This window comes from Curtobacterium sp. NPDC089991 (genome assembly GCF_044748425.1).
Classification (GTDB): Bacteria; Actinomycetota; Actinomycetes; order Actinomycetales; family Microbacteriaceae; genus Curtobacterium.
The window spans coordinates 1-13,797 of record NZ_JBIVGB010000009.1; the positions used below are offsets into that span (position 1 = coordinate 1).

Genomic DNA, 13,797 nt, shown 5'->3' on the forward strand with positions numbered 1-13,797 from the left:
ATCCGCTGCCCGGGGAAGAACCGTGGCGGACAAGATCCCCGGGTAAACCCAGTGACCGTCTCAGCCGTTCCGTTCTCCGCCGCCGTGGCAACGAGAGGTAACACTACACAGGCTCCGGGGGCCTCGCCAACCGTGGTTCCTCCCGGGCGTGTCGGCCTGGGAGCGCCCGTCGGCGGCGGGGCTACTCCGCTGCAGCGAGCTGCCCGCAGGCCCCGTCGATCTCCTTGCCGCGGGTGTCGCGCAGGGTCGTCGGGATGCCCGCGGCGTTGAGCCGGCGGACGAACTCGTCCTGCACGTGCACCTCGGACGAGGTCCACACGGAGCCCGGCGTCGGGTTGAGCGGGATCGGGTTGACGTGCACCCAGCCCTTGCCGCGCTTGTTGAGCTTCTCGGCGAGCAGGTCGGCACGCCAGGCGTGGTCGTTCATGTCCTTGATGAGCGCGTACTCGATCGAGACACGGCGGCCCGTCTTGACGTAGTAGTTGTGCGCGGCGTCGATCGCCTCGTCGGCCTTCCAGCGCGAGTTCACCGGGATGAGCTCGTCGCGGAGCTCGTCATCAGGGGCGTGCAGCGACAGCGCGAAGGTCACCGGGATGTTCTCGTCCGCCAGTTTGAGGATCGCGGGCACCAGCCCGACGGTCGAGATCGTGATGCCACGGGCGCTCATGCCGAGGCCGTTCGGCTGCGGCGCGACCATCAACCGCACGGCGTCCATCACCCGCTTGTAGTTGGCGAGCGGCTCCCCCATGCCCATGAACACGATGTTCGTCACGCGCTCGGCGTCGACGCGGTCCTTGCCGCCCTTGCGGGGATCGCCCCCGAGCTCCCCCGCGGCGATGGCCGCGTTGGCCCGGACGATCTGCTCGATGATCTCGGCGGTCGACATGTTGCGGGTCAGCCCCGCCTGGCCGGTGGCGCAGAACGGGCAGTTCATGCCGCAGCCGGCCTGCGACGAGACGCAGAGCGTGATGCGACCGGGGTACCGCATGAGCACCGACTCGACCAGGGCGCCGTCGTGCAGCTTCCACAGGAACTTGATCGTGTCGCCGTTGTCCGTCGCCAGCCGCCGGGTCTCGGTCAGCAGGGGCGGCAGCATCCCGGCGACGAGCTGCTCGCGCTGGGCGGCCGGCAGGTCGGTCATCTTGTCCGGGTCGGACGTGTAGTGCGTGAAAAAGTGGGTCGCGAGCTGCTTCGCGCGGAAGCCCGGCAGCCCGAGTTCCTTGACGCGGGCCTCGCGCTCCTCGGCCGTCAGGTCGGCCAGGTGCACGGGCGGCTTGCCGCGCTTCGGCGACGCGAACTGCAGCAGCGGACGGCCGTCGGTGTCGGTCGCCTGCTTCCAGCCCTCGGTGCGCGGGCGCACCTGCGGACGAGCAGACTGCTGCTGTTCGAACGGGGTACGGGTGTCGGAAGCCATCAGGCCAGGATACGGGAGGCCCGTGACACGTCGGTGCCGGACCCTCCGGTGGCCGGGATGGTCACCATCCACGGCCCCGCCTGCGTCGGGTCAGCTGCCGGCGGGCAGCAGGCGCGCGAAGTGGTGCGCGGCCGAGTACATCGGCACGATGTCGACGACCTCGCCCGGGTGCGGTGCCTGCAGCACGAGTCCCTGGCCGAGGTACAGGCCGACGTGGTCCTCGTCGTCGTACACGACCATGTCGCCGGGCAGCGCCTCGGACTCGGGGATCGTCGTCGCCGCGGCGTCCTGCGTCGGGACGTAGTGCACGAGCGGGATGCCGACAGCCGCGTACGCGACCATCGTCAGGCCGGAGCAGTCGATGCCCTCGTGGCTCGCGCCACCCTCGACGTACGGGTCCCCCATGTACTGCAGGGCGGTCTCGACGATGGTGGCGCGGTCGCCGCCGGCGGACAGCGCCGCCGAAAGGGCCGACTGCGCCTGGGCTGTCGTCACCCCGAAGCGCAGGTCGAGCGTCGGGTACGAGACGACCGTGGTCGTGGTGGTCATGCCGTCGGTCGTGACGACGGGGACCTTGACGTCGTGCGCCACGGTGAAGGTCTGCGCGGCCTGCGAGGTCGTCGTGCCCTGCTGCGTCTCGGCCGGGGTCGCCGCGTTCGCCGGCACGGCCAGGGTCAGGCTCGAGGTCACGGCGATCGCCGGTGCGAGCAGGATCGCGGCACGCTTGGCGTTCGCGGTGCGGCGGATGTGCCGCGGGTCGACGGCCCGCTCGGCACGCAGGACGGCCTTCCGGCTCAGCACGGCCGCACCGGCGCTCGAGGCGACTGGGAGCGGACGCGGCTGCATCCGGACGGTGCGGGTCGGCTTCGGGTGCTCCACGAACGTGGCCCGGGCAGCAGCGGGACCGAGGGCCGAGCGACGACCACGGGGACGGGACAGCTGCGGCTGCGGAGACGCCGGAGCGGGTTCCACCGCGGTGTGCGGGGTCCCTCGCGAGGGCTGTCGGTCTTCGGCTGCTGCAGGCAGGGCGTGGCGTCCCATGGGTCCTTCCGGGTCGGGACCGCTGGGCGATCCGGAAAGTAACGTATTGGTCACGGGGCGGATCGAGGCTGGGCAGTCCCGGAGTGTTCCTGCGGCTCGTCACAGGAACGGGCGGTCCTCGCAGGTCGCTCAGATGCGGCGGATCCGCGACCAGGGGCCTGAAGACCCGGCCTCAGACGGACGCGACCCGCATGACGGCGGCGATCCGGGCCTCCCGGTCGGACGACAGCCGGTCGAGGCGAGCCGCCAGCGCCACGACGGACGCGTCCACCGGGGCGTCCCCCGAGATGTCCCCCGGTACCGGGACGCCCGCGCGGACCGCGAGCGGCAGCACGCCGGCCCAGACCGCGTGGTCCTCGCCGTCGTCCGCGGCCTCGCCGTTGCCCTGGAACCGGACCTTCACACTCGCGCGGTCGAGGGGCAGCTGCAGGACCTGGGTGGCGCGGACCTCCTTCGGGGTCATCTCGCGGACCTCGTCGCGGCGGCCGGGCATGAGGTGGTCGGAGACCTGCCAGAGCGCCTCGGTGCGGAGTTCAGGCGGCACGACCGTCGCGGCGCCCGCGATCATCGCGCTGCGGTAGTTCGCCGAGCTGTCGAAGGTCGAACGGGCGAACACGAGCCCGTCCAGGTGCGTGACCGTCGCTGCGACCTGCACGCCGGTGGCACCTGCTCCGAGGAAGAGGCCGCCGCCGGTCGATCCGTGCAGCAGCAGGACCGGGCCGGCGCCGAGGTCGCCGACGCCGCACAGGAAGGGCAGCACGATCGGGTGGCCGCCGCGGACGAACCCGACGTGGGCGAGGTGGGCCTCGGCGAGGATCGCCCGGAGGACGGCGGGGTCGTCGGACTGGCGCTCGCGGATGCGTCGGACGCGCAGGTCGGGGCCGTCGACGGGGTTCGGGGTGCTCATGCGGGCCACGCTAGGTTCGACAGTGGTCCGGTGCGTGGACCAGATCGAGGTGATCGTGGTGGACCAGTCCGGCAAGACCGCTGGGGTCGTCGAGCGCATCCGGCGGATGGTCCACGACGGCACGCTGCGCGAGGGCGATCCGCTGCCCTCGACCCGGGCGTTGGCCGCCGAGCTCGGCGTCGCACGCGGAACGGTCGTCGCCGCCTACGACCAGCTCGACGGCGAGGGCTGGATCCGGACGCGGCACGGTGCGGTGGCGCGGGTCGTCGCGTCGGCTGGCGTGGGCGGCGTGGGCGGCCGGGGCGGCGCCGTCGTCGGGGACTTGCTGCTGGCGACGGACCCGCGTGCTCGAGCGGCGGCGTCAGCTGCGGCGTCAGCGGCGGCCGCCGCCGCCCGGACCATCGACTGCCGCCCCGGGGTCCCCGCCGTCACCGCGATCGCGCAGCGGGACTGGCGCGCAGCCTGGCGGGCGGCGGCCGACGCCCCACTGCGGAACGCGGTCGCGGACCCCCTCGGCACGGTGGAGCTCCGAGCGCAGGTGGTGGCGCAGCTCGGCCTGAGTCGCGGGTTCGCGCCGTCGGTCGACCGGGTGCTGCTGACCGCGGGGACCTCGGAGGCGCTGTCGCTCGTCGCCGAGGCGCTCCGCGTGCACCTCGGTCGCGCCCCCGTGTTCGCGGTCGAGGACCCGGGGTACCGGACCGGTCAGCGTGCGGTGCTCAGCGCGGGCGGGACCGTGGTCGGCATCCCGCTCGACGACGACGGGATGGACCTCGACGCCCTGACGGCAGCCCCGCCGGTCGACGTCGTGCTCGTCACGCCGACGCACCAGTACCCGCTCGGCTCGGTGATGCCGGTGGCTCGACGGCAGCGGCTGCTCGCCTGGGCTGCGGCGACGGGCACGCTCGTGGTCGAGGACGACTACGACTCGGAGTTCCGGCACCGCGGCAGCCCCGTGCCCGCGCTCGCAGCACTCGACGCCGAGGGGGTGGTACTCCACGTCGGCGGGTTCTCGAAGACGCTCGACCCGCGGTTGCGCTGCTCCTACGTCGTGCTGCCCGCGGCGGCAGGCGGGCCGGTCGAGGCCGGGTCCGGGTCCGTGTCCGCGTCCGTGGTCGGGGTCGGGGTCACCGACGCGGTGCTCGCTGCCCGTCGCGCCCGCGGCGCGGTCGTCGCCGAGCCCGTGCAGGTCGCGCTCGCGCACCTGCTCCGGACCGGCGCGCTCCGCCGGCACCTCGGCCGGGTCCGGCGCGACTACACGCACCGTCGCGCCCGGATCGCGGCTCGACTCAACGGCGTCGCCGGACTGGAGGCCCGTGCCCTGACCGGCGGACTGCACGCCGTGGTCGTGTGGTCCGGCCCGGCGACCGGGCAGGAGGTCGCGGCGCGGATGGCCGGTGCCGGCGTGCTCGTCGCGACGCTCGAGGAGTACGGGATCGCTCCGGGCAGCACGCCGGCCGGGATCGTGCTGGGGTACGGGGCGGTGACGGTGCCGGAGCTGGACCGTGCCCTCGATGCGCTGATCGCGTCGGTCGAGCGGACCGACACCGTTGCGTGACCATGGTGTTCTTGGTGCCCCGGTGCGCTCTGGCCGCCGGACGAGTCGCGATCAGCCGCCGGACTGAGCGGTCGCCACCACGTTCGATCCGGCCTGCTGGCACGCGGTGTTCAGGGTGCGCCCGACGAGCTCCCACTCGGGGCTGTCCTGGAGCGCCGGCCCCGACGTGGGTGCCGGGTGGGCGTCGAGGTACTCGAGCGCGTAGTCGATCGCGTTGTCGAGCCGCTCGTCGCTGCTCGACAGGTGCTCGTACCCGAAGCGCTCCGCCGCGATCAGCGCCTCGTACTGCGCATCGGTCAGGGCACCGCGGGAACGACCGTCCGAGGCGTTCAGGGCGATCGTCGACAGCGCGCTGATCTGCCCGCAGACGGCCGCGGCGCTCCGGTCCTCCTCCATCGGGTCCACCGTGGGGGACGCCGCCGGTGCGTCCACCGCTGCGTCCGCCGACCGAGCGCTCGACGAGGTCGGCGCCGGGGTCGACGAGGCGTCGGCCGAGCACGACGACAGGGCGACGGATGCAAGCAGTGCGCCGACGACCAGGGGCAGTGCGAGTCGGAGGGAAGCCACACCCGCCATCGTGGCAGCGCCGTCGTCACGCACGGGGCGTCGTGTCGCGATCGAGACCTCGTCGATACCGGATCGTGAGCAAGTGGGCGAGCCGGTGGTCAGGGTCGCTGCAGGTGTGCGCGCACCTGTGCTTGCACGGCGGCGGCGTCGCGGTGGTCCCAGAGCGCGAAGTGCGTGCCACCCGGCAGCGTGACGAGCTCGGCGCCGGGGATCGCTGCGGCGGCGCGGGTGCTGTCGTCCCGCCGGACCTCGGTGTCGGCGTCGCCGTGCACCAGGAGCGTCGGGGCTCGGACTGCTCCGAGGTCGAGCGACTCGACGGCCGCGAGCTGGCGCACGTCGTTGTCCCAGCCGGCGCGTCGGGGTCCGGAGGCGTTGCCGGTCCGGGCGAGGCCGAGCAGGAACGCCCGCCGCTCCGGGTCGGCCAGGACGCCGGCGACGTGTTCCCGCAGGGCACCGCCACGCAGGGTGCTCACGCCGGCCACCGCAGCGCGTGCCGCGGCAGCCGGGGCGATGCGCGCAGCGGCCGCTGCCAGACCGGCGCCGAACGCGGTGTCGGTCACGAGTCGTTCGGCAGGTCCCGCCGGCCCGGGGACCCAGCGACCGGACACCCCGGAGGCGACGGCGAGCGCGCTGATCCGATCTGGGTGGCGGGCCGCCAGTCGGTACGCGGCCGGAGCACCACCGGACCAGGCGAGCACGCCGACCCGGTCGATGCCGAGGTCGTCGAGGACCCGGGCGAGCTGGTCGGCCTCGTCGTCGATCGTGGAGTGGTCGGCGTCGAGCCGGGTGCCGAGGTAGCCCGGTCGCGAGACCGTGACCACGCGGAAGTCCTCGGACGGCAGGAACGCCCCCATCAACTCGGCGACGTCGATCCCGCCGGGACTGCCGTGCAGGACCAGTACGGGGACGCCGGTGTCGGAGCCTCGGGTCCCGACCTCGACGCCACGGGTGACCGCTCGGGTCGAAGGGGGCATGAGCCGACGATACTGCTGGCCCCAAAGCGGCGTCGGTGGCGGGGTCAGCGGGCCTCGGGGCGCGCGGAGCCGCGGGTGCTCACGAGGTCGGCGAGGGACGGTTCGGCCTCGTCGGTGGGCACGGCCCAACCACGTCGGGCGGCCTTGCGGACGAGACGGTAGGTGGTGACCTGGACGGGCTCCACCCCGTCGGCGGATTCGTAGTTCGTCATCGTGGTTTTCTCCCTGAATAGCGAGTGGTTCGCTGCAGCCGAAAGTACCCGGACGCCGTACCCCCGGACGGGGGCCTGCGTTCCATGGCCAAAGGCCGGAGAGCGCGACACGAGCACCCTCGCCACGGCGGGATTGTTCGCATACAATGCGAACATGTTGATCACCGTCGACCCGACCGCACGGGCCACGCTCGCCGAACAGGTCGCGTCGCAGATCCGGTACGCGATCGCACGCGGAGACCTCGCGAGCGGGGAACGCCTGCCGTCGGCGCGCGACCTCGCCGCCGCGGTCGACGTCAACATGCACACGGTGCTGCGCGCCTACGCGCAGCTGCAGGACGACGGATTGATCGAACTGCGGCGGGGTCGCGGAGCAACGGTCTTGCGATCGGGCAACGCGTCGTTCGACCGGCTGCGCACGCTCGTGGACGAGCTGCGCGACCAGGCCGACACGCTCGGGGTGCCGCTCGACGACCTGTTCACGATGATCAAGGGGGCACGATGACGAACCGACCGATGCGTTTGAGGACCCGTGTGGCAGTGGTGGCACCCGGGATGGTGGTGTTGCTGACCCTGGTGGTCGCGGCCTTCGTCGCCGCGCCGAGCCTGCCGGACCGCATGGCCGTGCACTTCGGGGCCGACGGCACCGCCGACGGCTGGAGTTCGCCCTGGCCGGTGTTCTGGATCACGCTCGCGGTGACCGCCGGCGCCGTGGCCCTGGCGTTCGCGGCGCTGCGGATGCCCGACCGCCGGACCGCCGCCACCCTGGTGCTCGTCGCCAACCTGTTCGCCGGCAGCCTGGGCACCGCCTGGATCGTGCTCGCCGCGACGAACACCGTCGGCGACGGGACGCTGTCCGGCTGGTGGACCGTGCCGTTCCTGGCCGTCAGCGCGGTCATCGCCGCGGTGCCGGTCGTCGCGCTCGTCCGGTCGGCTCCACCGGTGCCCGCGCACGACGTCGAACCGCTGCGCATCGGGTCGGACACACGGGTCGCGTGGCGCGCCCGCATCGGCAGTCGCTGGTTCGCGGCGCTCGGGGCCGTCGTGGTCGGACTCGGGATCGGCACGGGGCTCGCGATGGCTCCGGCCGACCTCGGTGCGGCCGTCGCCTCCGGAGCGGTGCTGGTCGTCGCCGGGCTCGCCGTGCTGGTGCTCGCCCGGGTGGAGCTCACCGTGGACCGTCGCGGGATGCGGCTGACCTCGACGTGGACCCGCATCCCGCTCATGCGCGTCCCGCTCGAGCGGATCGAGTCCTGCGGGTGGGAGGACGTCTCGCCCGGACAGTGGGGTGGCTGGGGCTACCGGTTCTCCGGCCGCGGGGTCGCCTACGTGGTGCGGTCCGGGCCGGGCCTCGTGGCACGGCTCCGCGGTGGGCAGGCACGGATGGTGACGGTGCCGGACGCTGCGGGCGGGGCCGCGGCCCTGGGCGCACTGCTCGCGCACCGCACGCCGGCCTGACGGGGCTGCGCCGGGCCTCCCGGTCGGGGTGGTGGTGCGTGCTGCGAAGGCGACAGATCTCGTCGGCCGCGCGCCGTCACGTCCGCGAAAGCGACAGCGTGCCGCGAACCGTTGGCGGCACACTGTCGCTTTCGCGGAACGCCGCGGTCAGAGGCTCGTCATGCCGCCGTCGACGCGGAACTCGGCGCCCGTCGCATAGGACGACTCCGCGCTGGCCAGGTAGACCATGATGCCGGTGACGTCGTCGGGGGTCCCCGGGCGACCGAGGGGCGTGCGGGCGACGATCGCGGCCCGCGCCGAAGGGTCGCCCGAGATCGTCGAGACGAGCCCGGTCTCGGTGTAGCCCGGCACGACGGTGTTCACCCGGATGCCGTCCCGCGCGTAGGCCATCGCGGTCGCGCGGACGAGCGAGTGGATACCGCCTTTGGTCGAGGAGTAGGCCGCGAATTCCGCACCCTCGCCGTTCAGCCCGGTGGGTGAGCCCGTCACGATGATCGACCCGCCGCCGCCGGCCGCGAGCATCGCCCGGACGGCGTGCTTGACGGTCAGGAACGTGCCCGTCAGGTTCACCGCGACCGTGCGGTTCCAGGTGTCGAGCGAGACCTCCGCGACCCGGGCGTCGTGGCCGAACAGCTGCACGCCGGCGTTCGCGACGACCACGTCGGGCGTCAGGTCGCGCTCCGCGAGGGCGGCGAACCCGGCCGCGACGCTGGTCTCGTCGGCGATGTCCATGGTGAGCGGCAGCGCGAGCGCGCCGGCTGCCGCTGCTGCGGTGCCCGCCGCCGTCGCGTCCCGGTCGGCGTAGACGACGCGCGCTCCCTCGGCGACGAACCGGTCCGCGATCGCACGGCCGATGCCGGAGCCCGCCCCCGTGACGAGTGCGGTCCTGTGGTCGAGTCGAGCGGTCATGCGGGAGCTCCGTCCTGGGAGCGTCGTCGCTCCACGGACCCATCATTGCCCAACCGGTTGACCGGTGGTAGTCATGAGCCATGACTCTGACGTCGATGGGCACTGTGACGTCGATGGGCACTGTGGTGTCGATCGGAGCGTGGCGGTTCACGCTGCGCGGTGCCGAGCTCGCCGACCTCGGGTACGACGACGAACCGGTGCTGCGGGCGATCCGCTTCGTGACGCGGGACCACGACTGGCGCACCGCCGACGACGTCGTGCTCGCCCGGACGACCGACACCGGCACCGACAGCACGAGCGGGCGGCTCCGCATCGAGGCCAGCGCGCGCTACGACGGCACCGAGGTGCTCCGGTACGTCCTCGAGGTCACCGTCGACGGCCCCATCCTGCACGTCGACGCGGTCGGCACCACGACGACGCCGTTCCGCCGCAACCGCATCGGCCTGGTCGTGCTCCACCCGCCGACCCTCGCCGGCGTGCCGTTCACCGCGCGGCACCCGTCCGGCTCCGCCACCGCGGCCGCGTTCCCGACCTGGATCGCGCCGCACCAGCCGGCCGCCGACCTGTCGGGGCTGGACTGGTCGACGGGTCGGGTCGCGCTGACGCTCGACTTGGCCGGCGACGTGTTCGAGACCGAGGACCAGCGCAACTGGACCGATGCCTCGTTCAAGACCTACTCGACGCCGCTGTCCGAGCCGTTCCCCGTCGCGCTCGACGCGGGTTCCGTGGTCCACCAGTCGCTCACGCTGCGCGCGACGACGGACGGTCGACCGGGAGGCACGGCCTCCCCCGCCCCGGACCTCGCGTTCCTGGACGGGCCGGCTCCCACCGCCGTGGTCGCCCCACCCCCGACGCTCCAGCTGCTCGCCGCCTCGGCCCCGGCCGCTGCACGCCCGGCCGCGGTGCCGCTCGGCGTGCCCGTCCTGGTCGAACCCGTGCTCGGCGATCCGAACGTCGGGGCGGTGCTGGCGTCAGCTCGGCTCGATGCGGGTGGCGGGCCGCTCGACGTCCGGTTCGTGACCGACGACCCGGACGTGCTGCGTGCCGCGATCGACGACGTGCTCGACTCGGGCGCGGTCGTGCGGATCGGCGCGTTCGACCCGACCTCGCACGTGACGACCCCGGCGCTGCAGCGGGCCCTGCGCAACGCCGCGGCTGCTGCGGGCGACCTCGAGGTCGTGGCGGGCACCCGCGCGCACTTCACCGAGCTGAACCGGACCGTCGACCTGTTCCGCGACTGGGACGGGCCCCTGACCTTCAGCGTGACGCCGCAGATGCACGACCGGTCGCCCGAACAGGTGACCGAGTCGATCCGGATGCAGCGCTGGGTGGTGATGAGCGCCTCCCGGCTGGCCGCCGGCAGGGCGCTCCACGTCGGACCGGTGACGCTGCGGCCACGGTTCAACGCGGTGGCGACGTCCGCGCGCCCCGTCGTGACCGACGCGACGATCGAGGCCGGGTACGGGCCGCAGCTCGTGGCGGACGCGACGGACCCGGCGCAGCACTCGGCGGCGGCGCGGGCGTGGTTCGCGGCGTCCGTGGAGGCGCTGACGGTGCCGGGGGTCGTCTCGATCACCCTCGCCGAGGCCTGGGGACCCCGCGGCGGGCCGCTGCCGGGGTAGCGCGTGGTGAGTACCGCGAAAGCGACAGATTCCCGCCGATGGTCGGCGGGAATCTGTCGCTTCGGCGGATCAGACGGGTGTCAGCGACGGACGGCGTCGATCTTGAGCATCTTGGCGATGACGCTGTCGAGCTCGCTGTCGTCGAAGACCTGCTTCCAGTCCTCCTTGATGAGCTTCTCGCGGCCGTAGCCCATGGCGATGTGGCAGGCGTCCGAGAACGGGTTCGAGCCGCGCAGGCCGTTGGTCAGCGCGATCCAGGTGTGGCCGTAGAGCATGGCGCGGGCGGCCTCGCGGGGCACGCCGACACCGGTGACGGTCTCCTCGAGGGCGTCGTTGAGGAAGTCACCGATCATGCAGGCGATCGTCTCGACCAGGGTCGGCTCGAGGACGGCGAGCTGCTTCACGGTGACCCAGTGCACCTGGATGACGGGCGCGTACATGGTGGTGATGACGGCCTCGGCGATCGCCTTGGCGGAGTCGTCCTGGTCACCGAGGGACTCGGACGCGTCGAAGGCCGCGATGACCTCCTGCGGGGCGGCGATGCCACCGAAGGTGTCGTCCCACTCGGCCTTGGTGGTGCGCTCGAGGAACACCGACGGGTGGCACGGGTGCGCCACGGCGTAGTGGATGTCCTCGCGCTTGGCGAGCAGTCCGGCGTAGGCGGCGGCCGGGTCGAGCGTCAGGATGCTGGCACCCGACTTCATGACCGGGACGAGCTGCTCCGAGATGGTGCCGAGCAGGACGTCCGGCACGGCGAGGATGACCACGTCGGCGACCTTGGCAGCCTCGACGCTGTCGGTGAGTGACCGGCCGAGGGCCTGGATGCGCTCCTGCCCGGCGGGCGAGGCCTCGCTGTAGAGCGTCGTGTACTCGCTCTTCGCGAAGTTGTTCGAGACGCGGGTGCCCATCTTGCCGCCGGCACCGATCACGGCGACGGTGACGTCGGCCGTACCGGATCCGGCAGCGACGGTGTGGGGGGTGGTGACGGTGTCGGTCATGATTCCTTGCTCCTGATGTGCTCGATGGTGTGTTCGGTCCACGCCGCCTCGATGCGGGTGGTGGTCTGTGCGGGCGTCTCGCCCGGTCGTGGTTCGGCGCCCGCGTGCTCGTCCTGCCAGGGCAGCCAGAACTCGATGACGCGGTTGATCCCGCGGGCGTCGGGGTCGATCGCGGCGCGGATGCTGTCGTGGTCGACGACCCCGGTGCCCATCGGGACGCCGGTGTACTGGAAGCCGACCCACCCCGGCGACCGGGTGAACCCGGAGTCCTTGACGTGCCAGTTGACGACGTGCGGGGCGGTCATCGCGACGACGTCGGCGGGGTGTTCGAGCCGTGCGACGGTGTTCGCCGGGTCCAGGCAGATGCCGAGGTGGTCGGAGCCGATCGCCTGGACGACCGCGACGAGGTCGGCGGTGGCCACGAACTCGTAGGTCTCGAGGGCGAGCGTCACCCCGGCCGCCTCGTAGGCGGGGAGCGCCTGGCGCAGACGGCGTTCGGTCTCGGCGGCGTCCGGCTGGTCGTCGCCGCTCGTCCACATCGACCGGACGAGCGTCGCACCGAGCACCTGCGCGACGTGCAGGTACCGAGCGAGGTGCGCCGGGTCGGTGCCGCGGGTGCCGACCTCGAGCGTGAGCCCGAGGTCGTCGGCCAGCGTCTGGATCGCGCCCAACCGGTTGTCGGACGCGGTGTCGAGCGGCAGGTGGTCGCAGATCTGGAACAGGTCGACGCCGTCGTGCGACGCGGCGTCGTGCAGGGCGTCGTCGAGGGACAGCGGTGCCGGCACACGGTCGGACATGCGCCAGGTGTAGGCGTAGGTGGAGAGGCCGAGCAGGGAGGTCACGCCGGTGCTCCGTTCTGCGTCGCGGCCAGCGCCTCGGCTTCGTCGAGGATGGTGCGGATCGCCTCGGGGTCGTGGGCGAAGCGGCCGAGGAACAGGCCACCGATACGGCCCTGTCCCCGGGTGAGCAGACCAGGCCCGGCGCTGCCGCCGTAGATGACGACCGAACCGGCGAGTTCCGGGCGGTTCGCCAGGTGCTGCTCGATGCCCGCGAGCACCGCGACGATGTGCTCGTCGGGAGCGGGCTGCGGTGCGCCGATGGCCCAGACCGGCTCGTAGGCGGCGATGACCGGCCCGGCGAGCCCGTCGGCGACCGCCGTGGCGACGAAGCGGTCGAGCTGCGCGGTGACCTCGGCGACGGCAGCGGACGGGTCGCCGTCGGCCGCGCGGTCGGTCTCGCCGATGCAGATGAGGGGACGCAGGCCGTTGCGGAAGGCGGCGTGCACCTTGCCGGCGATGTCCTGGTCGGACTCGTGGAACAGGGAGCGACGCTCGGCGTGCGCGATCTCGACCAGGTCGACCCCGACCTCGCGGAGTTCGCGGCCGGACACCTCACCCGTGAAGGCACCCTCGTCGGCCCACGCCAGGTCCTGCGCGCCGAGGAGCACCGGGGTGCGCTCGAGCACGGCGTGCACCGGCACGAGCGACGGGAACGTCGGGATGACGAAGAGTTCGACGGCGCCGGACTGCACCGCCGGGTGGGTCCGGGCGATGTCGGCCACGGCGGCAGCCCACTCGAGCGTCCGGGCGTGCCCGAAGTACATCTTGAGCGACACCCCGATCGTGATCGGGGCCGCCGCCGTGGTCGCCGGCATCAGGCGTCGGTCCCGACCGGGGCCGAGCCGTCGTAGGCACAGATCGCGGCGACCTTCGAGGCGCTGGCGGAGGACGGGTCGAACGTGTAGCCCAACCACTCGCGAGCCATCCGGCGTGCGACCTCGACGCCGACGACCCGCTGGCCCATGCAGAGGACCTGGGCGTCGTTCGACAGGACCGAACGCTCGACGCTGAACGAGTCGTGCGCCGTGACGGCGCGGATGCCGGGGACCTTGTTCGCCGCGATCGCCACGCCGAGTCCGGTGCCGCAGATCAGGATCGCCCGGTCCGCCTCGCCGTTCGCGACCAGTCGTGCTGCGTCGACCGCCACGTGCGGGTACGCGGTGTGCCCGTCCGCGTCGACGCCCACGTCAGTGACGCTGACCACGCGCGGGTCCTTCGCGAGGTCGGCCTTGATGATCTCCTTGTAGTCGAACCCGGCGTCGTCCGAGCCGACGACGATGCGGAACTGCTGCTCGGTCATG

The 13,797-nt window shown here is 72.9% G+C and carries 15 protein-coding genes; 4 read left to right on the forward strand and 11 right to left on the reverse strand.

Going from position 1 to position 13,797, the window contains the following annotated elements:
- Window positions 1-181: 181 nt before the first annotated feature.
- From rlmN to ACIPV1_RS18625, 3 genes are all read right to left on the reverse strand, one after another.
- Complete coding sequence (gene rlmN / locus ACIPV1_RS18615; RefSeq protein ID WP_402727014.1) at window positions 182-1,414, reverse strand: 23S rRNA (adenine(2503)-C(2))-methyltransferase RlmN; 1,233 nt, start codon at window positions 1,412-1,414, stop codon at window positions 182-184.
- Window positions 1,415-1,504: 90 nt separating this feature from the next.
- Window positions 1,505-2,455 (reverse strand): C40 family peptidase, encoded by a 951-nt coding sequence (locus tag ACIPV1_RS18620; protein WP_333926339.1) that lies wholly within the window; start codon window positions 2,453-2,455, stop codon window positions 1,505-1,507.
- A gap of 172 nt (window positions 2,456-2,627) precedes the next feature.
- Window positions 2,628-3,362, reverse strand: a complete 735-nt coding sequence (locus tag ACIPV1_RS18625) for a pyridoxamine 5'-phosphate oxidase family protein (protein ID WP_402727015.1) — start codon at window positions 3,360-3,362, stop codon at window positions 2,628-2,630.
- A gap of 34 nt (window positions 3,363-3,396) precedes the next feature.
- On the opposite strand from ACIPV1_RS18625, the gene ACIPV1_RS18630 reads away from it, so the two are divergent.
- Window positions 3,397-4,917 (forward strand): PLP-dependent aminotransferase family protein, encoded by a 1,521-nt coding sequence (locus ACIPV1_RS18630; protein ID WP_402727016.1) that lies wholly within the window; start codon window positions 3,397-3,399, stop codon window positions 4,915-4,917.
- 51 nt (window positions 4,918-4,968) lie between these two features.
- On the opposite strand, the gene ACIPV1_RS18635 is transcribed toward ACIPV1_RS18630, so the two are convergent.
- The 3 genes from ACIPV1_RS18635 to ACIPV1_RS18645 all read right to left on the reverse strand — a co-directional run bounded on the left by ACIPV1_RS18635 (window position 4,969) and on the right by ACIPV1_RS18645 (window position 6,670).
- Window positions 4,969-5,484 (reverse strand): hypothetical protein, encoded by a 516-nt coding sequence (locus tag ACIPV1_RS18635; protein ID WP_402727017.1) that lies wholly within the window; start codon window positions 5,482-5,484, stop codon window positions 4,969-4,971.
- 98 nt (window positions 5,485-5,582) lie between these two features.
- The gene (locus ACIPV1_RS18640; RefSeq protein ID WP_402727018.1) at window positions 5,583-6,458 is read right to left on the reverse strand and encodes an alpha/beta fold hydrolase; all 876 of its coding nucleotides are present in this window, start codon (window positions 6,456-6,458) and stop codon (window positions 5,583-5,585) included.
- A gap of 44 nt (window positions 6,459-6,502) precedes the next feature.
- A complete protein-coding gene (locus ACIPV1_RS18645) occupies window positions 6,503-6,670 on the reverse strand; it encodes a hypothetical protein (RefSeq protein WP_159572230.1) in 168 nt (55 codons plus the stop codon).
- Between the two features lie 154 nt (window positions 6,671-6,824).
- On the opposite strand from ACIPV1_RS18645, the gene ACIPV1_RS18650 reads away from it, so the two are divergent.
- On the forward strand, window positions 6,825-7,175 hold the full coding sequence (locus ACIPV1_RS18650) for a GntR family transcriptional regulator (RefSeq protein ID WP_111086536.1): 351 nt from the start codon (window positions 6,825-6,827) through the stop codon (window positions 7,173-7,175).
- Window positions 7,172-8,128, forward strand: a complete 957-nt coding sequence (locus tag ACIPV1_RS18655; protein WP_402727019.1) for a DUF1648 domain-containing protein — start codon at window positions 7,172-7,174, stop codon at window positions 8,126-8,128. The genes ACIPV1_RS18650 and ACIPV1_RS18655 overlap by 4 nt, the downstream gene beginning before the upstream one ends.
- A 147-nt stretch (window positions 8,129-8,275) precedes the next feature.
- Here the strand turns inward: ACIPV1_RS18655 and ACIPV1_RS18660 are convergent, their stop codons facing one another.
- Window positions 8,276-9,037, reverse strand: coding sequence for an SDR family NAD(P)-dependent oxidoreductase (locus tag ACIPV1_RS18660; RefSeq protein WP_402727020.1), 762 nt, complete (start codon window positions 9,035-9,037; stop codon window positions 8,276-8,278).
- A gap of 80 nt (window positions 9,038-9,117) precedes the next feature.
- Here ACIPV1_RS18660 and ACIPV1_RS18665 point away from each other — a divergent pair, with 80 nt between their 5' ends.
- Window positions 9,118-10,659: a hypothetical protein gene (locus ACIPV1_RS18665; protein ID WP_402727021.1), complete on the forward strand. Its 1,542-nt coding sequence runs from the start codon at window positions 9,118-9,120 to the stop codon at window positions 10,657-10,659.
- An 80-nt stretch (window positions 10,660-10,739) separates the two neighbouring features.
- Here the strand turns inward: ACIPV1_RS18665 and ACIPV1_RS18670 are convergent, their stop codons facing one another.
- The 4 genes from ACIPV1_RS18670 to ACIPV1_RS18685 are packed head-to-tail and all read right to left on the reverse strand — an operon-like array spanning window position 10,740 to window position 13,796.
- Window positions 10,740-11,657: a phosphogluconate dehydrogenase C-terminal domain-containing protein gene (locus ACIPV1_RS18670; RefSeq protein WP_402727022.1), complete on the reverse strand. Its 918-nt coding sequence runs from the start codon at window positions 11,655-11,657 to the stop codon at window positions 10,740-10,742.
- The gene (locus ACIPV1_RS18675) at window positions 11,654-12,499 is read right to left on the reverse strand and encodes a sugar phosphate isomerase/epimerase family protein (RefSeq protein ID WP_402727023.1); all 846 of its coding nucleotides are present in this window, start codon (window positions 12,497-12,499) and stop codon (window positions 11,654-11,656) included. Before ACIPV1_RS18675 ends, ACIPV1_RS18670 begins: the two co-directional genes overlap by 4 nt.
- Window positions 12,496-13,311, reverse strand: coding sequence for a triose-phosphate isomerase family protein (locus tag ACIPV1_RS18680; protein ID WP_402727024.1), 816 nt, complete (start codon window positions 13,309-13,311; stop codon window positions 12,496-12,498). The genes ACIPV1_RS18675 and ACIPV1_RS18680 overlap by 4 nt, the downstream gene beginning before the upstream one ends.
- Window positions 13,311-13,796 carry a ribose-5-phosphate isomerase gene (locus tag ACIPV1_RS18685; protein WP_123294933.1) on the reverse strand — a complete coding sequence of 162 codons (486 nt, stop codon included), beginning with the start codon at window positions 13,794-13,796 and terminating at the stop codon, window positions 13,311-13,313. The genes ACIPV1_RS18680 and ACIPV1_RS18685 overlap by 1 nt, the downstream gene beginning before the upstream one ends.
- Window position 13,797 lies beyond the last annotated feature (1 nt).